This window comes from Pseudomonas sp. EA_105y_Pfl2_R69 (genome assembly GCF_963970915.1).
Classification (GTDB): Bacteria; Pseudomonadota; Gammaproteobacteria; order Pseudomonadales; family Pseudomonadaceae; genus Aquipseudomonas.
This window is the reverse complement of the sequence record NZ_CAXAOO010000008.1, coordinates 84490-109295: the sequence shown is the minus strand read 5'-3', so window position 1 is coordinate 109295 and position 24806 is coordinate 84490. Positions and strand designations below refer to the sequence as shown.

25 protein-coding genes and 1 pseudogene are annotated in these 24806 nt (G+C 61.2%); 3 read left to right on the top strand and 23 right to left on the bottom strand.

Annotation, left to right across the window (positions count from 1 at the left end; genetic code table 11):
- Positions 1 to 108 precede the first annotated feature (108 nt).
- Positions 109 to 1416, top strand: a complete 1308-nt coding sequence (locus AACY13_RS19760) for an MFS transporter (protein WP_339463286.1) — start codon at positions 109 to 111, stop codon at positions 1414 to 1416.
- A 96-nt stretch (positions 1417 to 1512) separates the two neighbouring features.
- Here AACY13_RS19760 and cfaB read toward each other — a convergent pair whose 3' ends face one another.
- From cfaB to AACY13_RS19735, 5 genes are all read right to left on the bottom strand, one after another.
- Positions 1513 to 2703 (bottom strand): C17 cyclopropane fatty acid synthase CfaB, encoded by a 1191-nt coding sequence (gene cfaB / locus AACY13_RS19755; RefSeq protein WP_339463285.1) that lies wholly within the window; start codon positions 2701 to 2703, stop codon positions 1513 to 1515.
- Positions 2704 to 2776: 73 nt separating this feature from the next.
- Entirely contained in the window at positions 2777 to 3562 is a 786-nt protein-coding gene (locus AACY13_RS19750; protein WP_339463284.1) for a DNA-binding domain-containing protein, read from the bottom strand.
- On the bottom strand, positions 3553 to 4398 hold the full coding sequence (gene bufB, locus AACY13_RS19745; RefSeq protein ID WP_339463283.1) for an MNIO family bufferin maturase: 846 nt from the start codon (positions 4396 to 4398) through the stop codon (positions 3553 to 3555). Before bufB ends, AACY13_RS19750 begins: the two co-directional genes overlap by 10 nt.
- A gap of 61 nt (positions 4399 to 4459) precedes the next feature.
- Complete coding sequence (bufA2, locus tag AACY13_RS19740) at positions 4460 to 4714, bottom strand: BufA2 family periplasmic bufferin-type metallophore (protein WP_339463282.1); 255 nt, start codon at positions 4712 to 4714, stop codon at positions 4460 to 4462.
- 156 nt (positions 4715 to 4870) lie between these two features.
- The gene (locus AACY13_RS19735) at positions 4871 to 6139 is read right to left on the bottom strand and encodes an alpha/beta hydrolase (RefSeq protein WP_339463281.1); all 1269 of its coding nucleotides are present in this window, start codon (positions 6137 to 6139) and stop codon (positions 4871 to 4873) included.
- A 307-nt stretch (positions 6140 to 6446) separates the two neighbouring features.
- Here AACY13_RS19735 and AACY13_RS19730 point away from each other — a divergent pair, with 307 nt between their 5' ends.
- Entirely contained in the window at positions 6447 to 6641 is a 195-nt protein-coding gene (locus tag AACY13_RS19730) for a hypothetical protein (RefSeq protein WP_339463280.1), read from the top strand.
- Positions 6642 to 6705: 64 nt separating this feature from the next.
- Positions 6706 to 7146 carry a hypothetical protein gene (locus AACY13_RS19725; RefSeq protein ID WP_339463279.1) on the top strand — a complete coding sequence of 147 codons (441 nt, stop codon included), beginning with the start codon at positions 6706 to 6708 and terminating at the stop codon, positions 7144 to 7146.
- Between the two features lie 165 nt (positions 7147 to 7311).
- Here the strand turns inward: AACY13_RS19725 and AACY13_RS19720 are convergent.
- The 18 genes and pseudogenes from AACY13_RS19720 to mnmG form a co-directional block, all read right to left on the bottom strand.
- Positions 7312 to 7963 (bottom strand): annotated as a pseudogene (locus AACY13_RS19720) (SIS domain-containing protein); the annotation flags it as partial.
- 137 nt (positions 7964 to 8100) lie between these two features.
- A complete protein-coding gene (locus AACY13_RS19715; RefSeq protein ID WP_339463278.1) occupies positions 8101 to 8331 on the bottom strand; it encodes a hypothetical protein in 231 nt (76 codons plus the stop codon).
- Between the two features lie 11 nt (positions 8332 to 8342).
- Entirely contained in the window at positions 8343 to 10193 is a 1851-nt protein-coding gene (gene glmS / locus AACY13_RS19710; RefSeq protein WP_339463277.1) for a glutamine--fructose-6-phosphate transaminase (isomerizing), read from the bottom strand.
- A gap of 10 nt (positions 10194 to 10203) precedes the next feature.
- Positions 10204 to 10971: a DeoR/GlpR family DNA-binding transcription regulator gene (locus AACY13_RS19705; protein ID WP_339463276.1), complete on the bottom strand. Its 768-nt coding sequence runs from the start codon at positions 10969 to 10971 to the stop codon at positions 10204 to 10206.
- A 181-nt stretch (positions 10972 to 11152) separates the two neighbouring features.
- A complete protein-coding gene (gene glmU / locus AACY13_RS19700; RefSeq protein ID WP_339463275.1) occupies positions 11153 to 12517 on the bottom strand; it encodes a bifunctional UDP-N-acetylglucosamine diphosphorylase/glucosamine-1-phosphate N-acetyltransferase GlmU in 1365 nt (454 codons plus the stop codon).
- Between the two features lie 137 nt (positions 12518 to 12654).
- Positions 12655 to 13080, bottom strand: coding sequence for a F0F1 ATP synthase subunit epsilon (locus AACY13_RS19695; RefSeq protein ID WP_339463274.1), 426 nt, complete (start codon positions 13078 to 13080; stop codon positions 12655 to 12657).
- Between the two features lie 83 nt (positions 13081 to 13163).
- Entirely contained in the window at positions 13164 to 14540 is a 1377-nt protein-coding gene (gene atpD, locus AACY13_RS19690; protein WP_339463273.1) for a F0F1 ATP synthase subunit beta, read from the bottom strand.
- A gap of 30 nt (positions 14541 to 14570) precedes the next feature.
- Positions 14571 to 15431: a F0F1 ATP synthase subunit gamma gene (atpG, locus tag AACY13_RS19685; protein WP_339463272.1), complete on the bottom strand. Its 861-nt coding sequence runs from the start codon at positions 15429 to 15431 to the stop codon at positions 14571 to 14573.
- A gap of 50 nt (positions 15432 to 15481) precedes the next feature.
- Positions 15482 to 17026 (bottom strand): F0F1 ATP synthase subunit alpha, encoded by a 1545-nt coding sequence (gene atpA / locus AACY13_RS19680; RefSeq protein ID WP_339463271.1) that lies wholly within the window; start codon positions 17024 to 17026, stop codon positions 15482 to 15484.
- A 21-nt stretch (positions 17027 to 17047) separates the two neighbouring features.
- Positions 17048 to 17584, bottom strand: coding sequence for a F0F1 ATP synthase subunit delta (locus tag AACY13_RS19675; protein WP_339463270.1), 537 nt, complete (start codon positions 17582 to 17584; stop codon positions 17048 to 17050).
- A 14-nt stretch (positions 17585 to 17598) separates the two neighbouring features.
- Entirely contained in the window at positions 17599 to 18069 is a 471-nt protein-coding gene (locus AACY13_RS19670) for a F0F1 ATP synthase subunit B (protein WP_339463269.1), read from the bottom strand.
- 57 nt (positions 18070 to 18126) lie between these two features.
- Positions 18127 to 18384, bottom strand: a complete 258-nt coding sequence (atpE, locus tag AACY13_RS19665) for a F0F1 ATP synthase subunit C (protein ID WP_003097235.1) — start codon at positions 18382 to 18384, stop codon at positions 18127 to 18129.
- 116 nt (positions 18385 to 18500) lie between these two features.
- Positions 18501 to 19370, bottom strand: coding sequence for a F0F1 ATP synthase subunit A (atpB, locus tag AACY13_RS19660; protein WP_339463268.1), 870 nt, complete (start codon positions 19368 to 19370; stop codon positions 18501 to 18503).
- A gap of 14 nt (positions 19371 to 19384) precedes the next feature.
- Positions 19385 to 19792, bottom strand: a complete 408-nt coding sequence (locus tag AACY13_RS19655) for a F0F1 ATP synthase subunit I (protein WP_339463267.1) — start codon at positions 19790 to 19792, stop codon at positions 19385 to 19387.
- A 158-nt stretch (positions 19793 to 19950) separates the two neighbouring features.
- Entirely contained in the window at positions 19951 to 20823 is an 873-nt protein-coding gene (locus AACY13_RS19650; RefSeq protein WP_339463266.1) for a ParB/RepB/Spo0J family partition protein, read from the bottom strand.
- 10 nt (positions 20824 to 20833) lie between these two features.
- Positions 20834 to 21622, bottom strand: coding sequence for a ParA family protein (locus tag AACY13_RS19645; protein ID WP_339463265.1), 789 nt, complete (start codon positions 21620 to 21622; stop codon positions 20834 to 20836).
- A gap of 279 nt (positions 21623 to 21901) precedes the next feature.
- The gene (rsmG, locus tag AACY13_RS19640; RefSeq protein WP_445262596.1) at positions 21902 to 22546 is read right to left on the bottom strand and encodes a 16S rRNA (guanine(527)-N(7))-methyltransferase RsmG; all 645 of its coding nucleotides are present in this window, start codon (positions 22544 to 22546) and stop codon (positions 21902 to 21904) included.
- Positions 22546 to 24438, bottom strand: a complete 1893-nt coding sequence (mnmG, locus tag AACY13_RS19635) for a tRNA uridine-5-carboxymethylaminomethyl(34) synthesis enzyme MnmG (RefSeq protein WP_339463264.1) — start codon at positions 24436 to 24438, stop codon at positions 22546 to 22548. The genes rsmG and mnmG overlap by 1 nt, the downstream gene beginning before the upstream one ends.
- Positions 24439 to 24806: the final 368 nt, after the last annotated feature.

The window sequence follows — 24806 nt, the reverse complement described above, 5'->3', positions numbered from 1 at the left end:
CGCCTGCGGCAATACCACCGTCGCCTGCGAAGCACCGCCTCGCGGCCTCTCTGGGTAAGGTCCTTGAGGACAGCGCAAGCCGTCTAACTCAAGGATCAGGAGAGACGCATGAACGCTACCAGCCATGGCCATCAGGTCAGCTCGGCCACCCTGCACAAAGTGATCGCCGCCTCGGCCATCGGCAATTTCGTCGAATGGTTCGATTTTGCCGTCTACGGCTTTCTCGCCGTCACCATCGCCGCCCTGTTCTTCCCCCAGGGCAATCCCACCCTGGCCCTGTTGCAGACCTTCGCGGTATTCGCCGTGTCGTTCGCCCTGCGCCCGCTCGGCGGGATCGTCTTCGGTATCCTCGGTGACCGCATCGGCCGCAAGCGGGTGCTGTCGATCACGGTACTGATGATGGCCGCGGCCACCACGCTGATCGGCCTGCTGCCGACCTACGCCAGCATCGGCCTGTTCGCCCCGCTGCTGCTGGCGCTGGCGCGCTGCCTGCAAGGCTTCTCCGCCGGCGGCGAATATGCCGGTGCCTGCGCCTTCGTCATGGAGCACGCCCCCACCGAGCAGAAGGCGCGCTACGGCAGCTTCGTACCGGTGTCGACCTTCTTCGCCTTCGCTTCGGCGGCCGGGCTGGTGTTCGGTCTCGACCTGTTGCTCGACAGCGAGCAGATGCACGCCTGGGGCTGGCGCCTGCCGTTTATGATCGCCGCGCCGCTGGGCCTGGTCGGTCTGTACATGCGCCTGCGCCTGGACGAATCGCCGGCATTCCAGGCCCTGGCCGCCGAGCCGGTGGCGGATCATTCACCGCTGCGGGAAACCCTGCGCGAACACGCTGCCACCATCGTCTGCCTGGGGGCGTTCATCTCCGCCACGGCGCTGTCGTTCTATATGTTCACCACCTACCTGGCCACCTATATGCAGGTGGTCGGCGGGGCGGCTCGGTCGACAGCCTTGTTGGCGAGCCTGATGGCGCTGCTGTTCGCCGCACTGCTGTGCCCCTTCGTCGGCCGCTACTCGGATCGAGTCGGCCGCCGCCGCACCATTCTCAGCGCCGGCATGGCGCTGATCGTCGCGGTGTACCCGGCCTTCACCCTCGCCGCTTCCGGCAGCCTGCTGGCCTCGGCGCTGGGGGCCATGCTGCTGGCCGTTGGCGCGGTGATCTGCGGCGTGGTCACCGCCGTGCTGCTCTCCGAACAGTTCCCCACCCGGGTGCGCTACACCGCTTCGGCCTTCACCTACAACCTGGCCTATACGATCTTCGGCGGCACCGCGCCGCTGGTCGCCACCTGGCTGATCGAGCAGACCGGCGACCGCATGGCCCCGGCCTACTACCTGATCGCCATCGCCCTGCTGGCGTTGGCCGGCGGCCTGGCCCTGCCGGAGTCGTCGAAGCGCGCGTTGAACTACCAACCGGCGTAAGCGCCCATCCGCGGGGCGCGAACGTCCGTCCCGCGGCGGAAATTCGACTGTGCTGCCTGAGGCTGCTGCTGGTTGAGACGCTCTGGCCCGAGCTGCTCAGCCTGCGCGATAGAGATCGGCGCGGGTCCAGGGCAGCGCATGGCTGCCGTCGTCCATGGGCTTGACCGCGAGAATCTGGTGCAGGTTGATCCAGCCATGGGCAAAGCCATAGGCGCAACCGGCCAGGTACAGCCGCCAGATGCGCAAGGCCTGTTCCGGCACCAGTTGGGTGGCCTTGTCCAGCTGCGCCTCCAGGCGTGCGCTCCATTGCTGCAGGGTGCGCGCGTAGTGCAGGCGCAGGCTTTCCACATCCACCACTTCCAGGCCCGCATCGCTCAGGCAGGCGCTCATGGTCGCCAGGTGCGGCAGCTCGCCCCGGGGGAACACATAGCGCTCGATAAACGCGCCAGCTCCCCGCCCCACGGGGCGGCCATCGCTGTGCCTGGCGGTGATGCCATGGTTCATCACCAGGCCGCCGGGCTTGACCGCGGCAAACAGGCGTTGGCAGTAGAGCGGCAGATTGGCGTGGCCGACATGCTCGAACATGCCCACGCTGACCACCTTGTCGAAACTCGGCTTCTGCGGCAGGTCGCGGTAGTCCAGCAGCTCCAGCCGCACCTGGTCGCCCAGGCCCTCCTCCGCCACCCGCTGCCGACCCAGCTCCAGCTGCGCGCGACTGAGGGTGATGCCGAACACCTCGACGCCGAACTCCCGCGCGGCGAAACGCGCCAGGCCGCCCCAGCCACAGCCGACATCCAGCAGGCGCTCGCCAGGCTGCAGACGCAACTTGCGGCACAGGTGGCGCAGTTTGGCTTGCTGGGCCTGGTCGAGATCTTCATCGCCGTTTTCGTAATAGGCGCAGGAGTAGATCAGCTCGCGATCCAGCCACAACCCATAGAAGTCGTTGGACAGGTCGTAGTGGTAACTGATGGCCTGCGCATCGCCGGCCTTGTCATGCCGAGCGCGCAGCGGTTCGGCGCTGACGGCGTCATCTGGTAGCGCCCGGCTGAGCGCGTCGCCCAGCTCGATCACCGTCTCGATCGGCCCTTCCAGATCCAGTCGCCCTTCGACATAGGCCCCACCCAGCACGTCCAGACTGGGGTGGGCCAGTTGCGTCACCAGACTGGGGTCTTTGACCACCATGGTCAGACGCGGATTGGGGCCGAGGTCCAGCTGTTTGCCATCCCATAGGCGCAGGCGCAGGGGCAGCTGGAGTTCATGCAGGTGAGGCGGCAGATAGGCGAGCATAAGAACCTCCAAGAATCATGGAAGCGCAGTTCAGATGACCCCTGTATCAGGCTATAGGTTCCATAGAGGATGGCTATTGGCCATGCCGTCGTAGCAAGCCGTCGGACAGCCATTGGTGCAGCCAGCTGGCCGCCTGCTGCGGTGCGTTGTCGCCCAGCTCACTCAACTGCGCGCACAGCTCGGCGAAGCTCCAGCCGACCACGGCCATGCCGTGCAAGGCCGTGGCTTCATCGGGTTCCAGGCTGCGGTAGTGGCTGATCAGGCCGTGCCGCCAGATCAGGCAGGCCCGCGGCTGCTCCAGCACCGCGCTGCCGGGAAAGGCGTCCTGCGCCTTGTTCGCGCGCCAGAGCGCCAGGCTGTTGTACCGGCAAAGCTGCCATTGCACGCTGGGCAGCAGGCGCACCTGCAGGTTCGGCCAGTCCTCGGCCGCCAGACCGGCCATCTGCTCCAGGGTCAGGGGCACCCCCTCTGCCGCGTCGAAAGCCAGGCCGAAGGCCCACTCCAGGCGCGCCAGTTCGGCCAGCGGTGCTGCCTGCTGCGGTACCAGGTAGCTGTCGATAAAGCTCGCCAACTCGGCACCCAGCCAGCGCAGGCTGAAGTGCCGTGAGGGGTGCGCAGCGATATAGGCAGCGGCCAGGGCGTCGAACTCGGCATCACCGAGCCAGCCGTGCACCGTTGGATAATCGCCGCGCAAGGCTTCCAGCAGGCGCTCGCGGTAGGCGTTGTGGTAGATCGCCAGCCCCTGTTCGGCACTCAGCGCCGGGCTGCCGAGCAGGCTGGCGCGCAACGCCGGGTTGGCCGTCGGGTCGCTGCCGAGCAGATAGGCCTCGAACTCGCGCTGCCAGTCGGTCAGGCGCATGGCGGGTACTCCTGCAGGGCCACGGCGGCATAGGCACGGGCCTGCGCCAGCTCGCCGAGCAATTCTTCCAGAGGCGGGTAGTGATCGTCGCGTTCGAGCAGGGTAGCCACCGGGCCGAGGTGACGCAGGGTGCGCTGATAGAGCTGCCAGACCGGATCGCTGACCGGCTGATCGTGGGTGTCGATCAGGTAGCTGCCGTAATCGCTGTGCCCGGCCAGGTGCAGTTGACGGATCTGCTGCCTGGGCAGGCCACTGATGAAGTCCCAGGGCTCGAAGCCATGGTTGCGCGCGCTGACGTAGACGTTGTTGACGTCGAGCAGCAGTTCGCAGCCCGTGAGCTCGCAAAGTGCGGTGAGAAACTGCCATTCGCTGAACTGATCGTCGGCGCTGCGCAGGTAGCTGGAGACGTTCTCCAGCACCAGCGGCCGTTCGAGCACGTCCTGCACCTGGCGCACCCGCGCGGCGACGTGCTGCAGGCTTTCCTCGGTGAAGGGCAGTGGCAGCAGGTCGTGCAACTGGTGGGCGCTGCCGCGGCTCCAGCACAGGTGATCGGAAATCCAGCGCGGCTGCACCCGCTGCGCCAGGTGCTTGAGCCGGCGCAGGTAGTCGCGATCCAGTTCGTGCGGGCCGCCGATCGACAGCGACACGCCATGCATCACCAGCGGGTAGTGCTCGCCGATGGCGTCCAGGTAATAGAGCGGCTTGCCGCCCTCGACCAGGTAGTTTTCCGAGATCACCTCGAACCAGTCGACGGCCGGGCGCTGCTCGAGAATCGCCTGGTAATAAGGGGTACGCAGGCCCAGGCCATAGCCCAGGCTGGATGATTCGGCGGACATGTCAGGCTCCTTGAACAACCGCGGGAGCGGAGTGGCCGTAATCCGGCCACTCCCTGTGCCGTTACTCGCCGACAGTACCCTTGGCCGCATTGCACTCGGCCAGGGTCATGCTCTTGAAGCCCTGGCCCTTGCAGGCACCTTGGCCCTTGCAGCTGTTGTTCGCAGTCTTGCAATCGTTCTGGCCCTTGCAGCCGTTGACGCCATAACAGTGCACCTTGGCTTCTTCGGCCACCGCCATGGTGCTGGTCAGGCCGGCGAACAGGGTAGCGGCGGCAAATGCCAGGGCGGCACCGGTAGCCATAGTCTTGTTAGTCATGGGGTAATCCTCGAATAGTCTGGGAATGCCGGTCGATGCAAGGTTTTGCATACCGACATTTAACTAGAGCGAGAAGAGATGCTGGCGTTACAGACCGGCCGAGATTTTTTGCCGATTGGCGTTTCGGCGGCAACGCTAATGACCAGCGCTGGATGCCTACCACTGCCCCTCCAGTTCGCGTCGGGTCGCCTCGCGTACCGAGTCGGGGTAGCCGCTTTCCATGTACCAGATGGCGGGATGCTCGGTGGCCGACAGGCCGCGGCGGGCGGGCGGCAGGTTGGTGCGCATCAGCAGGATCACATCGCTGCTGGCCCAGGCATGGCGATACCAGTAGTGATGGCCGGCGATGTCGAAGCCTCGTCGTTCGCGGTCGAAGGAAAGATCCAGCACGTTCACATTGTCCAGGTGACGGCGCTCGACGAAACTGGTCAGCGCCTGGCTGGCCTCGTTCGAGCCGATACGCACCCCGCCAGGCATCAGCCGATGGGCGTAGCGCAAGGCGTCGTCATTGTCGGAGGTGGTGATCAGCACCTGCTCGGCCATCAGGCTGACGCTGGGCAGGCGTTCCTCGAAGGTTTCCTCGGGCACATCGGCAGCGGCGAACACCGCCGCGCCAATGCGAAAGCGGGTCTGCAACTGCTCATGGTTGAGCTGCGGATAGCTCTGCTGCAACTCGGCAAGCGCCTTGGACAATACCCGGCCACCGGCGCTGTAGGCGATCAGGTTGATTCGCTCGGCGGCGGTATGCAGGCCGAGGAACTGGATCAGGCGGACGAGTGCCTCGCTGGAGTGCTGCGCCCGTTTGACATCGATGCCCAGCAGGTAGCTGGCAATGTTCTGATGGCTGGGCCAGGCGAAGGCGAGCCCGACAAAATCGCGCCCGGCAAAATGATCCACTTCGGCGATCAGCTCGCAGGCATTGGCGAAATCCACCTTGGTGCCGTGGACGTAGACGATGATCTCCCGGTCGCGAGCCCGTTCCAGTTCCAGGTTGATGGCGTCGGCATAGGCCTGCAGATCTGCCGGCAACGGCACGGGCGGCGATGCGTCGAGTGCGAGGTCGCCACGCCGTTCGACGCGCTTGAGCTGCAGCGGAATCTCGCTGTCACGCTGCTCCGAGCGCGACGCCCGGTAGAGATCGTCCCAGGAGTGCTGGTCGGAGCCCAAGCGGACCTCGGCCTGGCCCAGGTACAACCTGTCGGCCAGGCCATTGCCAAAGCCGCCATCGGCTTCCGGTTGGCGATTGGTCGCGAAGAACAGCGATACTGGCAGTTTGCGCTCGGAGTGATGCAGGTGGGCGAAGGGGTCAATGGCACCGTCGAGGTAGATGACCGGGGTAGTCATTAGTGTGAGCGGGGGAGGTGTGCTGCAGCCGACGCTTAGCAGGCAGAGGGCGATCGGCAACCAGGGCGTTCGATGGAGCATGGGGGTCTCCCGACTAGGCGATGCGGACAGGCGGGCACCTGTGCTGGTGCGGGCGCAATGAGTTCAAGTCTAGCCGAACGAGGGTGTCGTTCCGCGCGCCATGTCTGCCGAGCGGCCATTGCCCCAGGGCGAGTTCGACTAACCTGAATTGATCTCGCGTGCCTAGGCGAGGGCAGACGGCGACTGCGTTTGCAGTGAAACTGTTTGGCATCATTAGCAGAGTCAGGGAGAGGCCATTTTATCGGTTCCAGCGAAGGCAACGAATGGCGCGGGACGCTGCCGTCAGTATCGGGTCCGCACCTATCTCATGCGCAGCGCCGCCAGGCGCAATGAAAGCCGCAGCTATACGCTGGCCATCGGTATTGCCGCGGCCAGCGGCGCTGACCTGAGTCAGGCCGATGGCGATATGAGCTTCTCGGCCAGCAAGGAAGCGGATCTGTACCTGATTCGGGCGGGCCAGGAGCGCTATGAAATTCCCGAGGCATTGGTATTCGGCGGCTAGCCATCGAGCGTCGCGACGCCGACCGTAGAAGCACTTTCGTGCATATTTATTAAGGAGAGGAAAAATGTACAAGCAGCTAGTTCTGATCACCCTTTCAGCGGTGCTGGCCAGTACCAGTGCGCACGCGATCAATGACAAGTACCGCAAGCAACTCGAGCGTTCCGGTTGCACCCAGGTGAGCGAGTTGCAGGGTTGCGACATCCACAAGACCCGGGAGGAAAACGCCAAGGCAGGTTTCGCCGAGACCGATGGCGGCGCACCGGCGGCGCAGCACAGCCGTAATCTGGTGGCCAAGAGCGATTCTGGTGCCACGGTGGCAACCATCCGCATCCAGGCAGATGGCAAGGTCTGGGTCAGCGGCAAGCCGGTGGCAGCCAAGAATGTCGGTGGAGCCCTGCATTTCCAGCAAGGCTTGATCACTTACACGGTCAGCGACAACCCCGAGGGTCAGAGCTTCTGGATGGATACGGATGCCGGTACCAAAGGCAGCATCATTAGAGAGTGATGCGAGATCAGGCTCTCTACTATTGCGTGTAGCCGCAAGCAACTGCATAGGGATCGCCGGCGAAGGGCTCACCAAAAGAAATGCCAGGCACTGCCTGGCATTTCATTCTCGATGGCGCGGCCTTATGCAGCCATCCCACAGCACTAGTGCCCCATCAGGCCCTCCTTACTCAACCGTTACGCTCTTGGCCAGGTTGCGCGGCTGGTCGACGTCGGTGCCCTTGAGCACGGCGACGTAGTAGGACAGCAGCTGCAGCGGGATGGTGTAGAGGATAGGTGCCAGGGCATCGTGGATGTGCGGCATGTTGACCACATGGGTACCCTCGCCGTTGCGCATGCCGGCCTTCTCGTCGGCGAACACCAGCAGCTCGCCGCCGCGGGCACGGACTTCCTGCAGGTTGGATTTGAGCTTTTCCAGCAGCTCGTTGTTCGGCGCGACTGTAACCACCGGCATGTCGCTGTCCACCAGCGCCAATGGGCCGTGCTTAAGCTCGCCGGCCGGGTAGGCTTCGGCATGGATTTAGGTCGGATTCGCGCACCAGGGAGCTGATGCCGACGTTGCAGATCGCCAGGCGGGCCAGGTAACCGCCCTGCTCTGGGCGCAGCGCCTTGGCGTTGCGCAGCGCGGCCAGGGTGTCGGCGGTTTCCCCGGACTGGGAGATGCTGATAAACAGGGTATCCGGCTGCACCACCACCTTGCGGTAACGGAACTCGCTGGCCACTTCGATCTGACAGGGAATCCCGGCCAGTTCTTCCAGCCAGTAACGGGCCACCATGCCGGCGTGATAGCTGGTGCCACAGCGATTTATCGGCATGTCGGTGCTGATCGCCCCGGCGACGAAGGCCAGGGCAAACCCAGGTGACGGTTGGCGATGGCAGTGCGCCTGCGCCCGCTCAGGCGGCGGGCATAGCGGATGGGCATAAGGCACCTGCGTGGCGAAGTGGCGCGAGAGACTCAGAGATGAATCTCGGCACCTTTGATGCCGAGTTGCCGCAAGTCCTCGATCAGCGCGTTCAGGTCGGCGAAGGACTCCACCTGCTCCTGGCCATTGACCAGAAAGAAGCTGGTGCCCGCGCCCTTCTTGAACAGCACGATCCATTCCTGGGTATTGGCCGGGTTGACGATGACATGGGTATCGAAGAACACCCCGGCGGCCTGCTTGCTCTTCACTTCTTCACGCTGCACAGCGCTCCTCCTTACTCAACCGTTACACTCTTGGCCAAATTACGCGGCTGGTCGACGTCGGTGCCCTTGAGCACGGCGACGTAGTAGGACAGCAGCTGCAGCGGGATGGTGTAGAGGATAGGTGCCAGGGCGTCGTGGATATGCGGCATGTTGACCACATGGGTACCCTCGCCGTTGCGCATACCGGCCTGCTCGTCGGCAAACACCACCAGCTCGCCGCCACGGGCGCGTACTTCCTGCAGATTGGATTTGAGCTTTTCCAGCAGCTCGTTGTTCGGTGCCACGGTGACCACCGGCATATCGCTGTCGACCAGGGCCAACGGGCCGTGCTTAAGCTCGCCGGCCGGGTAGGCTTCGGCGTGGATATAGGAGATTTCCTTGAGCTTGAGTGCGCCTTCCATCGCCACCGGGTACTGCGCACCACGACCGAGGAACAGGCTGTGATGCTTCTCGGCGAACAGCTCGGAGACTTTCTCGACCACCCCGTCCATGGCCAGGGCTTCACCCAGACGGGTCGGCAGGCGACGCAGTTCTTCAACCAGCTCGGCCTCCAGGGCCTTGTCCAGGCTGCCATGCACCTGACCGAGAGACAGGGTCAGCAGCATCAGGGCGACCAGCTGGGTGGTGAAGGCCTTGGTCGAGGCCACGCCGATTTCCGGGCCGGCCTGGGTCAGCAGACACAGGTCGGATTCGCGCACCAGCGAGCTGATGCCGACGTTGCAGATCGCCAGGCTGGCCAGGTAACCGCCCTGCTCTGGGCGCAGCGCCTTGGCGTTACGCAGCGCCGCCAGGGTATCGGCGGTTTCCCCGGACTGGGAGATGCTGACAAACAGGGTGTCGGGCTGCACCACCACCTTGCGGTAGCGGAACTCGCTGGCCACTTCGATCTGACAGGGAATCCCGGCCAGTTCTTCCAGCCAGTAACGGGCCACCATACCGGCGTGATAACTGGTGCCACAGGCGACGATCTGTACGTTGCGCACCTTGGCGAACAATTCGGCGGCTTGCGGGCCGAAGGCCTGGACCAGCACCTGGTTGCTGCCCAGGCGGCCTTCCAGGGTGCGCTGCACCACCTTGGGCTGCTCGTGGATTTCCTTGAGCATAAAGTGACGGTACTCGCCTTTATCGGCGGCTTCCGCACCCTCGTGGTATTGCACGCTCTCGCGCTGCACCGGCTGACCGGAGGCATCCCAGATCTGCACGCTGTCGCGATGGATCTCGGCGATATCGCCTTCCTCAAGGTATATAAAGCGGTCGGTGACCTGGCGCAACGCCAGCTGGTCGGAGGCGAGGAAGTTCTCGCCAAGGCCCAGACCGATCACCAGCGGGCTACCGCTACGGGCGGCGAGCAGGCGATCCGGCTGCTTGGCGCTGATCACCGCCAGGCCGTAGGCACCGTGCAGTTGCTTAACCGCAAGTTTCAACGCGGCGGTCAAATCAGGCTGAGATTTGAGGGTGTGATCGAGCAGATGGACGATTACTTCAGTGTCGGTGTCGGAGCTGAACACGTAACCGAGGCTCTTGAGCTGAGCGCGCAGTTCTTCGTGGTTTTCGATAATGCCGTTGTGCACCACCGCCAGCTCCTGGCCGGAGAAATGCGGATGAGCATTGCGCTCGCTCGGCGCGCCATGGGTGGCCCAGCGGGTATGGGCAATGCCCAGGCGGCCAGCCAGGGGCTGCTCATTAAGGGCGCTCTGCAGCTCGGCGACCTTGCCCACCCGGCGGCTGCGCTGCAGCTCGCCCTGGTCATTCAGCAACGCCACACCGGCGCTGTCGTAGCCGCGGTACTCCAGGCGCTTGAGGCCTTCAACCAGCACGGCGGTGATATTGCGTTCAGCGACTGCGCCTACGATGCCACACATATTCTTCTCCTTAAGCTTCAACAGCCGCGCAGATCAGCTTGATGCCGCGCTCAGTCAATTGTTCACGAGCCTCAGGACTGAGGCGTTCGTCGGTTATCAGGGTATGGATGCCGCTCCAGGGCAGCTCCAGGTTGGGAATCTTGCGGCCGATCTTGTCGCTCTCGACCATCACCACCACTTCGCGCGCCACATCCGCCATCACCCGGCTGAGCCCGAGCAATTCATTGAAGGTGGTGGTGCCACGGTTCAGGTCGATGCCGTCGGCACCAATAAACAGCTGGTCAAAGTCGTAGGAGCGCAGCACCTGCTCGGCGACTTGGCCCTGAAACGACTCGGAATGCGGGTCCCAGGTACCGCCGGTCATCAGCAGCACCGGCTCATGCTCCAGCTCGCTGATCGCGCGGGCCACGTTCAACGAGTTGGTCATCACCACCAGGCCGGGCTTGTGGCCGAGCTGCGGGATCATCGCCGCGGTGGTGGTACCGCTGTCGATGATGATCCGCGCATGTTCGCGGATGCGCGCCACCCCAGCACGGGCAATGGCCTGCTTGTATGGCGAGATGGGCTGGACGTCGCTGATCAGCTCCTGCGGCATAGGCACGGCGCCACCGTAGCGACGCAGCAGCAGCCCGCTCTTCTCCAACGCAGCGAGGTCTTTGCGAATAGTCACTTCGGACGTAGCAAACGCCTTCGACAACTCATCCACACTCACTTCACCTTGCTCGGCGAGCAGGGCAAGAATGGTGTGACGACGTTGCGGAGTGTTGCGTTTCGACATGCTAAGTTTCGATTCGAAAGTTAATAGCGCGAATCAAAACCTAATGAAGCTTTTTCGTCAAGAGAAAAAACGATAGAAGGCAGAGCGTAGGATGGGTTAGGCGCGTAGCGGTGTAACCCATCAATTGGGCAGCATGGGTATCGCTGCGCTCAACCTGCGCGGCCCGACCCATCCTACGACTTTATTTCTTGATCTTAGTCGGGCGCTTCCAACCTTCGATATTGCGCTGCTTGGCGCGGCCGACGGCCAGGGTGTTATCCGGCACATCGCCGGTAATCACCGAGCCGGCACCGGTGGTTGCGCAATCGCCCAGGGTCACTGGAGCAACCAAAGCACTGTTGGAGCCGATAAACACGTCCTCGCCGAGCACCGTCCTGAACTTGTTGGCACCATCATAATTACAAGTAATGGTGCCAGCCCCGATATTGCTGCGCGCGCCGATCTCCGCATCGCCCAGGTAGCTCAAATGGCCGGCCTTGGCCCCCTCGCCCATTTTGGCGTTCTTCAGCTCGACGAAGTTACCCACATGGGCCCTGGCCCCCAGCACTGAACCAGGGCGCAGTCGGGCAAACGGGCCGCAGTCGGCCCCCTCGCCCACTTCGGCCCCTTCCAGATGACTGTTGGCTTTGACGATCGCGCCTTGGCGCAATGTGCTGTTCTTGATCACGCAGTTCGGGCCGATCTGCACGCCATCTTCGATCACCACCCGGCCTTCGAGGATCACGTTGATATCGATGGTGACATCGCGGCCCACTATCACCTCGCCACGCAAATCGAAACGCGCCGGGTCGATCAGGGTCACACCCTGCACCATCAGTCGGCGCGCAGCGCGGTACTGATAATGCCGTTCGAGCTGCGCCAACTGGATACGGTCATTAGCCCCCAGCACTTCCATCTCGTCGGCCGCCTGCTCGGTGGCCACCAGCAAACCGTCGGCCACCGCCATGGCAATCACGTCAGTCAGGTAGTACTCGCCCTGGGCATTGCTGTTGGACAGTCGACCCAGCCAGTCACTCAGGCGCTTGCCGGGTACGGCGAGGATGCCGGTATTGCCTTCACGGATCAGGCGCTGCTCGGCGCTGGCGTCCTTGTGCTCGACGATGGCCTTCACCGTGCCGCTCTCGTCGCGAACGATGCGGCCGTAGCCGGTGGGATCATTCAGATTGACCGTGAGCAGCCCGAGCTGCTGCTCGCTGACCTGTTGCAACAGGCGCTGCAGGGTTTCCACTTCGATCAGCGGCACGTCGCCGTACAGGATCAGCACGCGCTCGGCAGTCAATGCCGGCAGCGCTTGGGCCACGGCATGGCCGGTGCCAAGCTGCTCACTCTGCAACACGAAATTCAGGTCATCGCCCGCCAGGCGCTCGCGTACCAGCTCCGCACCATGGCCGATCACCACATGAATGCCTTGTGGTTTAAGCAGGCGGGCGGTGTCAATCACATGACCAAGCATGGCTTTGCCGGCAACCGGGTGCAGCACCTTGGGCAGGGCCGAACGCATACGGGTGCCTTGGCCGGCGGCGAGGATAACGATATCGAGCGACATAGAGGCAGATCCTGAGCAGTCGTCGGCTGTTAGCTACGGCTTAACCGCGACACAACCGACAGAAAAGATGAAATGACAGGCAAAGAAAAAGGGTAGCCAAGGCTACCCTTTTACTCGTTTGCGATGAAGCGTCGGAGTTAACCGCCGAACTTCTTGCGCAACTGCTGAACGGTGCGCAGCTGAGCCGCGACCTCGGCCAGGTGAGCGGCTGCGGAACCGTAATCGAACTCCGCTCCCTTCTCATTCAAGGCTTTCTCGGCAGCCCGGAGGGCTTCCTGAGCAGCAGCTTCATCGATATCGGCAGCACGCTGCACGGTATCGGCGAGAACTTTCACCACACTCGGCTGAACTTCCAGGAAGCCGCCGGAGATGTAGAACACCTCGGCTTCGCCACCCTGTTTGATCAGACGAATCGGACCCGGCTTGAGGTCGGTGATCAGCGGCGCGTGGCCTGGAGCGATACCGATATCACCCAGGTTGCCGTGCGCAATCACCATCTCGACCAGACCGGAGAAGATCTCGCCTTCTGCGCTGACGATGTCGCAATGGACTGTCATAGCCATGTCTAACCTCACGTATCGGTCTGCTTACACACTACTACGCGTGCAGGCAGACCGTAAGCGCCCGTTGCCGGGCGCACGGGTGATTACAGTTTCTTCGCTTTCTCAACAGCTTCTTCGATGCTGCCAACCATGTAGAACGCCTGCTCTGGCAGGTGATCGTAGTCACCTTTCAGAATGCCGCTGAAACCGGCAATGGTGTCCTTCAGGGAAACGTACTTGCCTGGCGAACCGGTGAAGACTTCGGCCACGAAGAACGGCTGGGACAGGAAGCGCTGGATCTTACGAGCACGGGATACCAGCTGCTTGTCTGTTTCGGACAGTTCGTCCATACCCAGAATCGCGATGATGTCCTTCAGCTCTTTGTAGCGCTGCAGTACGTACTGCACGCCGCGAGCGGTGTCGTAGTGCTCCTGGCCGATAACCATCGGATCCAGCTGGCGCGACGTCGAGTCGAGTGGATCGACCGCTGGGTAGATACCCAGGGAGGCGATGTCACGGGACAGTACGACGGTGGCGTCCAAGTGGGCGAAGGTGGTCGCCGGGCTTGGGTCGGTCAGGTCGTCCGCAGGTACGTATACGGCCTGTATCGAGGTGATCGAACCGGTCTTGGTCGAAGTAATACGCTCTTGCAGAACGCCCATTTCTTCGGCCAGGGTCGGCTGATAACCCACTGCCGACGGCATACGGCCGAGCAGTGCGGATACTTCAGTACCGGCCAGGGTGTAACGGTAGATGTTGTCCACGAAGAACAGAACATCACGGCCTTCGTCACGGAACTTCTCGGCCATGGTCAGGCCAGTCAGTGCTACGCGCAGACGGTTGCCTGGTGGCTCGTTCATCTGACCGTAGACCAGGGCTACCTTGTCGAGAACGTTGGAATCCTTCATCTCGTGGTAGAAGTCGTTACCCTCACGAGTACGCTCACCCACACCGGCGAACACGGAATAACCGCTGTGCTCGATGGCGATGTTACGGATCAGTTCCATCATGTTTACGGTTTTGCCGACACCGGCACCACCGAACAGACCGACTTTACCGCCCTTGGCGAACGGGCAAACCAGGTCGATAACCTTGATGCCGGTTTCCAGCAGTTCGTTCGAGCCAGCTTGCTCAGCGTAGGAAGGCGCTGGACGGTGAATGCCCCAACGCTCTTCTTCGCCAATCGGGCCAGCTTCGTCGATCGGGTTGCCCAGCACGTCCATGATCCGGCCCAGGGTTTTCACCCCAACCGGTACCTGGATACCTGCGCCAGTGCTGCCGACGTTCAGGCCACGCTTGAGGCCTTCGGTAGAACCCATCGCAATGGTACGGACAATGCCGTCGCCCAGCTGCTGCTGGACTTCCAGGGTGGTTTCGGCGCCGACTACTTTCAGCGCTTCATAAACATTCGGCACTTGATCACGCGGGAATTCCACGTCGATAACGGCGCCGATGATTTGAACGATACGTCCGCTACTCATCTTTGGTTCCTCTGAATATTTGAACCGTGCTTAAACCGCGGCAGCGCCGCCGACGATTTCCGAAATTTCCTGGGTGATCGCTGCCTGACGTGCTTTGTTGTAAACCAACTGCAGGTCTTTGATGATATCGCCAGCGTTGTCGGTGGCGTTCTTCATCGCGATCATCCGGGCCGCTTGTTCAGCCGCGTTGTTCTCAACCACTGCCTGGTAGACCTGCGACTCCACGTAACGCACCATCAAGCCGTCCAGCAGCTCCTTGGCGTCGGGTTCGTACAGGTAGTCCCAGTGGTGCTTGAGTTCTTTATCCGGATCGGCCACCAGTGGAATCAACTGCTCCACTGTCGGCTTTTGCGTCATGGTATTGATGAACTTGTTCGAGACCACAGACAAACGATCGATGCGACCATCTAGGTAGGCATCGAGCATTACCTTGACGCTACCAATCAGATCATTGATCGATGGTTCTTCGCCCAGGTGGCTGATCGCAGCAACGATGTTGCCACCAAAGTTGCGGAAGAACGCCGCACCCTTGCTGCCAACGACGCAGAGATCAATCTCAACGCCTTGCTCGCGATTGCTCGCCATGTCTTTGACCAGAGCCTTGAACAGGTTGGTGTTCAGACCACCACACAGACCACGGTCCGAGCTCACCACGACATAACCGACACGCTTAACATCGCGCTCGATCATGAACGGGTGACGGTATTCCGGGTTGGCGTTGGCCAGATGACCAATCACCTGGCGGATACGCTCCGCGTAGGGACGGCTAGCAGCCATGCGCATTTGTGCTCTGCGCATTTTGCTGACCGCCACCTTTTCCATGGCGCTGGTGATCTTCTGCGTGCTTTTGATGCTCGCAATCTTGCTGCGAATCTCTTTTGCGCCTGCCATTTGACACCTATCGGGTTAGCAAGCGGGGACCTCACGGTCCCCACTGCGGCTTACCAGGTTTGGGTGGCCTTGAACTTCTCGATACCGGCTTTCAGCTGGCCATCGATGTCGTCATTGAAGTCACCCTTCTCGTTGATCTTCGCCAGCAGAGCGGCGTGATCCCGGTTGAAGTAAGCAATCAGGGCCTGTTCGAATGCGCCAACTTTGGCAACTTCGATGTCGACCAGGAAACCACGCTCAGCGGCATACAGCGATACGGACATGTCAGCAATCGACATCGGCGCATATTGCTTCTGCTTCATCAGCTCGGTAACGCGCTGACCATGCTCAAGCTGCTTACGGGTGGCTTCGTCCAGGTCGGACGCAAACTGGGCGAATGCTGCCAGTTCACGGTACTGAGCCAGAGCGGTACGAATACCACCGGAGAGCTTCTTGATGATCTTGGTCTGTGCAGCACCACCCACGCGGGATACCGAAATACCGGCGTTGACCGCAGGACGGATACCCGAGTTGAACATGGCCGATTCCAGGAAGATCTGACCGTCAGTGATCGAGATCACGTTGGTCGGAACGAACGCGGAAACGTCGCCAGCCTGGGTTTCGATGATCGGCAGAGCGGTCAGGGAACCGGTCTTGCCTTTCACTTCACCGTTGGTGAACTTCTCGACGTACTCTTCGGATACGCGGGAAGCGCGCTCCAGCAGACGGCTGTGGAGATAGAACACGTCGCCTGGGTAGGCTTCACGGCCTGGCGGACGGCGCAGCAGCAGGGAAATCTGGCGGTAAGCCACTGCTTGCTTGGACAGATCGTCATAAACGATCAGCGCGTCTTCACCGCGGTCACGGAAGTATTCGCCCATGGTGCAACCGGCGTACGGTGCAATGAACTGCAGCGCAGCGGATTCGGAAGCGGAAGCAGCAACGACGATGGTATTAGCCAGCGCGCCGTTTTCTTCCAGCTTGCGAACCACGTTAGCAATGGTCGATTGCTTCTGACCAATGGCAACGTATACGCACTTAATGCCGCTGTTTTTCTGGTTGATGATGGCGTCGATGGCCAGAGCGGTTTTACCGATCTGACGGTCACCGATGATCAGCTCACGCTGGCCACGGCCAACCGGGATCATGGCATCGACCGACTTGTAACCGGTTTGCACCGGCTGGTCGACCGACTTACGCCAGATCACGCCCGGCGCAACCTTTTCAACAGCGTCGGTAGCGACGTTGTTCAGCGGGCCTTTGCCGTCAATTGGGTTACCCAGTGCGTCGACGACGCGACCCAGCAATTCCGGACCAACCGGAACTTCCAGGATGCGGCCAGTGCACTTGGCGCTCATGCCTTCGGCCAGGGAGGTATAAGCCCCCAGGACAACTGCACCCACGGAGTCTTGCTCCAGGTTCAGTGCCATACCGTAGACACCGCCCGGGAACTCGATCATTTCGCCGTACATCACATCGGCGAGACCGTGAATACGCACGATACCGTCAGATACGCTGACGACAGTGCCTTCGTTACGGGCTTGAGAGGCGACATCGAGATTCTCGATACGCCCCTTGATGATTTCACTTATTTCGGAAGGATTGAGTTGCTGCATAGCTCTGCTGCCCCTTCAAACTCAAGATTTCAATGCTTCGGCCAGCTTCGCGATTTTGCCGCGAACTGAGCCATCGATAACCAGGTCGCCGGCGCGGATCACGACACCACCGATCAGGGTGGCATCCTCCGCGGCGTGCAGACGCACTTCTCGGCCGAGCCGTGCACTGAGAACCTTGGCGAGTTTGTCTTGCTGTTCATCGCTCAATGCGAAGGCACTGGTAACGTCCACGTCGATCGACTTTTCCTGCTCGGCCTTGTACAGCTCGAACAGTTCAACGATCTGTGGCAACAGGGCCAGACGATCGTTTTCGGCGACGATGTGAATGAAATTGCGTACCTGGGCGTCGAACTTGTCACCACACACGTCAACAAACGTGGTGGCCTTGTCTGTACTCGTCAAACGCGGAGCCTTAAGCATGCTCTGCATGGTGTCGTCTTGCGACACCGCTGCAGCCAGGCCGAGCATGGCTGACCAATTGGCCAGCTGCTGGTGGGCCTGGGCATACTCGAAGGCAGCCTTAGCGTAAGGTCGGGCCAGCGTGGTCAGTTCTGCCATGATCGCGCCCTCGCTTAAATTTCGGCTGCCAGTTTGTTAACCAGCTCCGCATGCGCGTTTTGGTCGATAGATGCGCCCAGGATCTTCTCGGCACCGCTAACGGCCAGGCTACCCAATTGGGCGCGCAGCGCGTCTTTGACGCCATTCAGTTCCTGCTCGATCTCGGCCAGAGCCTGAGCCTTCACACGGTCAGCTTCGACACGGGCCTGATCACGGGCTTCGTCGACGATCTGAGTTCCGCGCTTCTTGGCTTGCTCGATGATCTCGGCCGCTTGGCCTTTGGCTTCGCGCAGTTGCTGACCCGCTTTCTCTTGGGCCAACTCCAGGTCACGAGCCGCACGGCTAGCAGCGTCCAGGCCGTCTGCGATCTTCTTCTGACGCTCTTGCAAAGCCGTAATGACCGGAGGCCATACGAACTTCATGCAGAACAGCACGAAGATGAAGAAGGCAACGGACTGGCCAATCAGGGTTGCATTAATGTTCACGCCAACACCTCGCTCGTTCGTTGTCCATCAAACCAATCCACTCGAATAGTCGAGTGATTAGCCTGCGATTTGACCAACGAAGGGGTTCGCGAAGGTGAAGAACAGTGCGATACCAACACCGATCATGGTCACGGCGTCGAGCAGACCGGCGACGATGAACATTTTCACTTGCAGCATCGGAACCATTTCCGGCTGACGTGCAGCGCCTTCCAGGAACTTGCCGCCCAGCAGGCCGAAACCAATGGCGGTACCCAGGGCACCCAGGCCAATCAGCAGTGCTACAGCGATAGCGGTCAGACCAACTACAGTTTCCATCTTTCCTCCCGACTTTTTATGTCGTATTGGTTAAGGTTTTCTAAGGTAAAGCGGTAAAGCAAAATCGGTACTTCTGGTTGCCCTTGCGGGCGTCCACTGCGAGCGCCTAAGCGCTCTTAGTGGTTGTCTTCGTGCGCCATCGACAGGTAGACGATGGTCAGCATCATGAAGATAAACGCCTGCAGAACAATAATCAGGATGTGGAATACCGCCCACGCCCACTGCAGGGCAATACCCAGCGCGCCCAGCAGCAGACCGCCGCCAAACATGATCGCGATGAGGATAAAGATCAGCTCGCCGGCATACAGGTTGCCGAACAGACGCAGTGCCAGGGAAATCGGCTTGGCGATCAGGGTCACGAATTCGAGCAGGAAGTTGACCGGAATCAGCAGCGCCTGAACCACGATGTTCTTGCTACCGAATGGGTGCAGGGTCAACTCGCCGATAAAGCCGCCGAGTCCTTTGACCTTGATGCTGTAGAACAGGATCAGGGCAAATACCGACAGGGCCAGGCCCAGGGTGGCGTTTGGATCGGTGGTCGGCACGACGCGGAAGTACAGGTGCGGGTCGCCGGATATTTTTGCCGCCAGCATTGGCAACCAATCCACCGGGATCAGGTCCATAAAGTTCATCAGGAAGACCCAGACGAAGATGGTCAGACCCAGTGGCGCGATCAGGGCGTTGCGGCCATGGAAGGTGTCCTTGACGCTGCCGTCAACGAACTCGACCAGGACTTCAACGAAGTTCTGCAGCTTGCCCGGTTGTCCGGAAGTGGCGCGTTTGGCGGCGGCACGGAACAGCAGGATAAAGAACAGGCCAAGCACGACGGACACCGCCAGGGTGTCTACGTGAAATGCCCAGAAGCCCATTTCCTGAGCTTCTTTTGCGTTGTGGGCGAAACTCCAGCCGTTGACCGGGTGCTGACCGTAGGTCAGGTTGGTCAAGTGGTGCTGGATATAACCCGAAGCGGTTTCTGCTGCTGCCATATATCCCTCGAGCGCTAAGGTCTTAAAAGTCTTGTTTTCATTAGCAAGGGCGAAAACCAATTGACCAACTGGGTCAGGAAGAACACGCCAAATACCGCCAGCGCCTCCAATGGCTTCACACCTGCAAAGGTCAGTGCAAACAGCACTGCCGTTAAAACCAGTTTGCCCGCCTCGCCGGCATAAAAAGACCGGACGATGGCTTGAGCAGCCCGCGCTCCACTGAAACGGAACGCCTTATGGGCGAAATACACATTCGGCAGCCAGGCAATCAGGCCACCACACAGCCCGGAGTAACCTGCCACTGCGCCTTGCCACTGCCACAACACCAGGGCCAGTAACAGCAGTACCAGCAGTTGCACCAGCAGAACCGGGAAAACAGCCAGACGATGGAAGGGCAGGCGATTCGGCGTGCGAACGTCCATCTTGTTTTCCTGAAAGCTGAACTCGGGCGTCGGCACCTGAAAGTAAATAAATTGGCATAGTTTGTGCCGACGAAATGCGCGCAGAGTATAGGGGTGCTTCCCCCCCCATTCAACTGCCGGGTAGTGATTTCCGACTACCCGCTACATGTGCAATTGTTTCAGCGGATGTGGGCCAACACACCCTGCAACTCGTCCAGCGAACTGTAACGAATCACCAACTGGCCTTTGCCTTTCTGCCCATGCTTGATCTGCACCGGAGAGCCCAGGCGCTCGGCCAGGCGCTGTTCCAGGCGGGTGATATCCGGGTCGGCCTTGACCACCATTGCAGGCTTCTCTTTGCTGTTCAGCCACTGACGTACCAGTGCTTCGGTTTGGCGCACCGTGAGGCCACGTGCGACAACATGTCGCGCGCCCTCGGTCTGCTGTTCCGCCGGTAAACCGAGCAGGGCGCGGGCGTGGCCCATTTCCAGATCGCCATGGGAGAGGAGGATCTTGATCTCTTCCGGCAGGGCGATCAGGCGCAGCAAGTTGGTGATGGTCACCCGCGATTTGCCCACGGCATCGGCGACCTGTTGCTGGGTCAACTGGAATTCCTGCTGCAGGCGCTGCAGGGCCATGGCTTCTTCGATGGGGTTGAGGTCTTCGCGCTGGATGTTCTCGATCAGCGCCATGGCGATGGCGGCTTCGTCCGGCAGTTCGCGGACCATGGCCGGAATCTTGTCCAGTCCGGCCTGCTGACTGGCACGCCAGCGGCGTTCGCCGGCGACGATCTCGAAGCGACCCTCGCCAATCGGCCGTACCACGATCGGTTGCATCACCCCGTGAGCCTTGATCGACTGGGCCAGTTCTTCCAGGGCGATGGCGTCCATGTCGCGACGGGGCTGGTATTTGCCGCGCTGGATCAGGTCCAGGGGCAGGTACTGCAGTTCGCGGCTGTCGACCTGGGCCGCTTCTTCCTGCAAGGCGCTGACACTGGTGCCGCCGAGCAGAGCATCCAGACCGCGTCCCAGTCCTCGTTTCTTCACAGCCATGGGAATTTCCTTATGCGGTTGCCGTGTGGGCGCTGGCGCGCTGACGACGTACCAGTTCGCCGGCCAAGGCCAGGTAGGCGATGGCACCACGGGATTGCTTGTCATACACCAGCGCCGGCATGCCGAAGCTGGGGGCCTCGGCCAGACGCACGTTACGCGGGATCACGGTTTGGTACAGGGTATCGGGGAAGTGCTGCTTGAGTTGCGCCGATACGTCGTTGGTCAGGCTGATGCGCGGGTCGTACATGGTGCGCAGCAGGCCTTCTATCTTCAGCTTGGGATTCAACAACTCGGCGATGCGCTGGATGCTGTTGACCAGGTCGCTCAGGCCTTCGAGGGCGTAGTACTCGCACTGCATGGGGATGATCACCCCATCGGCGGCGACCAGGGCGTTGATGGTCAGCATCGACAGCGCCGGCGGGCAGTCGATCAGGATGTAATCGTAATTCTCGCGGATCGGTGCCAGCGCATAACGCAGGCGACTCTCCTTCATTTTCATTTCCAGCAGCGACACTTCCGCTGCTGTGAGGTCGCGGTTGGCCGGCAGCAGCTGGTAGCCGCCGTGCTCGGAAAACTGCATCGCCTCGACCAGGTTGCATTCGCCGATCAGCACGTCGTAGATCGAATGCTCCAGAGCATGCTTATCCACACCGCTGCCCATGGTGGCGTTGCCCTGGGGATCCAGATCGATCAGCAGCACGCGGCGCTTGGTCGCAACCAGCGAAGCCGCCAGATTGATGCAGGTGGTGGTCTTGCCCACCCCGCCTTTCTGGTTGGCGATTGCGAATACCTTAGCCATGCTGCCTTTCCCCTTAGGGCCTATTAACGTTTCGGCACGAGCCGCGTTGCTGCGCCAAATGGCACCAGGTTAGGCGCAGGACGCCGGTAATGGTCATTCCCTTGCCAAGTCCTGCAACGACAGCTGGTGCCATTTGCCGCGCAACCCGTAGGGACGGGCCAGTTTTTGCGCGATGCGTCGTTACTCGTCGTTCATTTGGAATAACCAAACTTCTCTCCTCGCGCCTAGCTCCGCGCAAAAACTGGCTCCGTCGCGGCCGTGACGAAGCGTCAATAGGCCCTACTCCGAGCGACGCAGTATCAGCAGATGACGCTGACCTTGGCAACCGGGAACCTTGAGCACGTGGGTGGCGCTGAGACGGAAGTCCGCCGGCAGGGCTTGCAGTTCGTCGTCCGGGTGTACACCTTTCATCGCCAGCCACTGGCTGTGTTCGCTGCCGAGATGACGGGTCCAGTTGCTGAAATCCTCCAGCGAACTGAAGGCCCGCGAACAAATGCCGGCAAACGGCACTTCAGGCTTAAATTCTTCGACCCGGCTGTGGATAACTTGCAGGTTGGCCAGTTTCAGCTCCAGCTTCACCTGGGTCAGGAAACGGGTCTTCTTGCCATTGGAGTCGAGCAGGGTGAACTGCCGCTCGGGAAACAGGATGGCCAGGGGAATACCCGGCATGCCGCCGCCGCTGCCGACGTCCAGCCAGTTATCCCCAGCAGCCGCGACAAAGGGCACCACGGACAGGCTGTCGAGCAGATGGCGCGAGACCATTTCGTCCGGGTCGCGCACCGCGGTGAGGTTGTAGGCCTTGTTCCACTTGATCAGCAGGGCCAGGTAGGCGAGCAGTTGGTCGTGCTGCTGCGCGCTGAGTTCGACGCCCAGCTCGCGGGCACCCTGGCTCAGTTCTTCGGCGTGGCGGGGGGTAACAGACATCAGGCGCTGTGCTCCAACTGCTGACCGGCAGTGCGCTTTTTCAGGTGGATCAGCAGCAGGGAAATCGCCGCCGGAGTGACCCCGGGAATCCGCGAGGCCTGGCCCAGAGTCTCGGGGCGGGCGTTGCCGAGCTTGTGCTGGATTTCCTTGGACAGCCCGGAAATCCCGTTGTAATCGATATCGGCCGGCAGCTGGGTATCTTCGCTGGCACGCAGGCGGGCGATCTCGTCCTGCTGACGGTCGATATAACCGGCGTACTTGGTCTTGATCTCGACCTGCTCGGCCACTTGCGAGTCCTGCGCACCGCCGCCGGTGATGGCCACCAGGCCGGCGTAATCGATTTCCGGGCGCGAGAGCAGGTTGAGCAGGTTGTATTCGTGGGTCAGCGGCGTGCCGAAGCGTTCGGCAATCGCATCGCCCTGAGGTGTTGCGGGGCGGACCCAGGTGCTCTTCAGGCGCTGTTCTTCCAGGGCGATGGCTTCGCGCTTGGCCTCGAAGGCCGCCCAGCGCACATCATCGACCAGGCCCAGCTCGCGGCCTTTGGCAGTCAGGCGCAGATCGGCATTGTCTTCACGCAGGATCAGCCGGTATTCGGCCCGCGAAGTGAACATGCGGTACGGCTCCTGGGTACCCAGGGTAATCAGATCATCGACCAGTACGCCGATGTAGGCCTCATCGCGGCGCGGGCACCAGCTGTCCTTGCCCTGGGCACGCAGCGCGGCGTTGCAACCGGCGAGCAGCCCCTGCGCGCCGGCTTCTTCGTAGCCGGTGGTGCCGTTGATCTGACCGGCGAAGAACAGGCCGGCGATGACCTTGGTTTCCAGGCTGTATTTCAGATCGCGCGGATCGAAGTAGTCGTATTCGATGGCGTAGCCCGGCCGCACGATGTGGGCGTTTTCCATGCCGCGGATGCTGCGCACCAGCTGCAGCTGCACATCGAAGGGCAGCGAGGTGGAAATGCCGTTGGGGTACAGCTCATGGGTGGTCAGGCCTTCCGGCTCGATAAATACCTGATGGCTGTCCTTGTCGGCGAAGCGGTGGATCTTGTCTTCGATCGACGGGCAGTAACGCGGCCCCACGCCCTCGATCAGCCCGGAATACATCGGCGAACGATCGAGATTGGCGGCGATGATCTCGTGAGTCCTGGCGTTGGTGTGGGTGATCCAGCAGCTGATCTGCCGCGGCTGCTGTTCGGCGCGACCGAGGAAGGACATCAGCGGCGTCGGCGTATCGCCGGGTTGCTCGGTCATCAGCGAGAAATCCACCGAGCGGCCATCGATACGCGGCGGCGTACCGGTTTTCAGGCGTCCGACCCGCAATGGCAACTCGCGCAGACGTTGGGCCAGGGCAATCGAAGGTGGATCGCCAGCACGGCCACCGGAATAGTTCTGCATGCCGATGTGGATAAGTCCGCCGAGGAAGGTACCGGTGGTCAACACCACGGAGTCAGCGAGGAAACGCAGGCCCATTTGGGTGACAACGCCTTTGACCTCGTCGTTTTCGACGATCAGGTCGTCGGCAGCCTGCTGAAATATCCACAGGTTGGCCTGGTTTTCCAGGGTTTCACGAATCGCGGCCTTGTACAGCACCCGGTCGGCCTGAGCGCGAGTGGCCCGTACGGCGGGGCCCTTGCGGCTGTTCAGCACACGGAACTGGATGCCGCCACGGTCGGTGGCAGCGGCCATGGCCCCCCCGAGGGCGTCGATTTCCTTGACCAGATGGCTCTTGCCGATGCCACCAATGGCCGGGTTGCAACTCATCTGCCCGAGGGTTTCCACGTTGTGGGTCAGCAGCAGGGTTTTTACCCCCATGCGTGCCGCCGCCAGTGCGGCTTCGGTACCGGCATGACCGCCGCCGATGACGATCACCTGAAAACGGGAAGGGAAATCCACCACGCACCTCGTGCCTGTTGAGAATTTTGGGGGGCTTTTGGGTTGAAAAGCTGGAAAGGCGGCAAGTATAGGGATTTAGCCGGTGTGAAAGAAGCCTTTTGCACAAAAAATAGCCAGCTGCTCGGGGAGCTCGAACGGGTCGATCGGTTAATAAAGAATAAAAGAATGAATTTTTATAAAGCCTTGTTTATATGTTTATTACTTAGCAACGACTTTTCTGTGGATAGATGTCTACAGGCCAATGACATCAAGGCCTGCAGCGTTTGAAAAGTCTGTGCTGATCCTGCCATCTGCCTGTTCAATTGCCGTACGCAAGCTGTGGATGGAATGCATTGTTATCCACAGGGGCGGTTATCCTCCGTTTTATC

Coding starts and splice junctions, on each gene's coding strand:
- AACY13_RS19705 (WP_339463276.1), bottom strand. CDS start 10,971: ATGTCGAAACGCAACACTCCGCAACGTCGTCACACCATTCTTGCCCTG.
- AACY13_RS19655 (WP_339463267.1), bottom strand. CDS start 19,792: ATGGACGTTCGCACGCCGAATCGCCTGCCCTTCCATCGTCTGGCTGTT.
- atpD (WP_339463273.1), bottom strand. CDS start 14,540: ATGAGTAGCGGACGTATCGTTCAAATCATCGGCGCCGTTATCGACGTG.
- AACY13_RS19645 (WP_339463265.1), bottom strand. CDS start 21,622: ATGGCTAAGGTATTCGCAATCGCCAACCAGAAAGGCGGGGTGGGCAAG.
- atpE (WP_003097235.1), bottom strand. CDS start 18,384: ATGGAAACTGTAGTTGGTCTGACCGCTATCGCTGTAGCACTGCTGATT.
- atpB (WP_339463268.1), bottom strand. CDS start 19,370: ATGGCAGCAGCAGAAACCGCTTCGGGTTATATCCAGCACCACTTGACC.
- AACY13_RS19730 (WP_339463280.1), top strand. CDS start 6,447: ATGCGCAGCGCCGCCAGGCGCAATGAAAGCCGCAGCTATACGCTGGCC.
- glmS (WP_339463277.1), bottom strand. CDS start 10,193: ATGTGTGGCATCGTAGGCGCAGTCGCTGAACGCAATATCACCGCCGTG.
- AACY13_RS19760 (WP_339463286.1), top strand. CDS start 109: ATGAACGCTACCAGCCATGGCCATCAGGTCAGCTCGGCCACCCTGCAC.
- atpG (WP_339463272.1), bottom strand. CDS start 15,431: ATGGCAGGCGCAAAAGAGATTCGCAGCAAGATTGCGAGCATCAAAAGC.
- bufB (WP_339463283.1), bottom strand. CDS start 4,398: ATGTCCGCCGAATCATCCAGCCTGGGCTATGGCCTGGGCCTGCGTACC.
- AACY13_RS19725 (WP_339463279.1), top strand. CDS start 6,706: ATGTACAAGCAGCTAGTTCTGATCACCCTTTCAGCGGTGCTGGCCAGT.
- AACY13_RS19650 (WP_339463266.1), bottom strand. CDS start 20,823: ATGGCTGTGAAGAAACGAGGACTGGGACGCGGTCTGGATGCTCTGCTC.
- AACY13_RS19695 (WP_339463274.1), bottom strand. CDS start 13,080: ATGGCTATGACAGTCCATTGCGACATCGTCAGCGCAGAAGGCGAGATC.
- rsmG (WP_445262596.1), bottom strand. CDS start 22,546: ATGTCTGTTACCCCCCGCCACGCCGAAGAACTGAGCCAGGGTGCCCGC.
- AACY13_RS19735 (WP_339463281.1), bottom strand. CDS start 6,139: ATGCTCCATCGAACGCCCTGGTTGCCGATCGCCCTCTGCCTGCTAAGC.
- AACY13_RS19750 (WP_339463284.1), bottom strand. CDS start 3,562: ATGCGCCTGACCGACTGGCAGCGCGAGTTCGAGGCCTATCTGCTCGGC.
- AACY13_RS19675 (WP_339463270.1), bottom strand. CDS start 17,584: ATGGCAGAACTGACCACGCTGGCCCGACCTTACGCTAAGGCTGCCTTC.
- glmU (WP_339463275.1), bottom strand. CDS start 12,517: ATGTCGCTCGATATCGTTATCCTCGCCGCCGGCCAAGGCACCCGTATG.
- atpA (WP_339463271.1), bottom strand. CDS start 17,026: ATGCAGCAACTCAATCCTTCCGAAATAAGTGAAATCATCAAGGGGCGT.
- cfaB (WP_339463285.1), bottom strand. CDS start 2,703: ATGCTCGCCTATCTGCCGCCTCACCTGCATGAACTCCAGCTGCCCCTG.
- bufA2 (WP_339463282.1), bottom strand. CDS start 4,714: ATGACTAACAAGACTATGGCTACCGGTGCCGCCCTGGCATTTGCCGCC.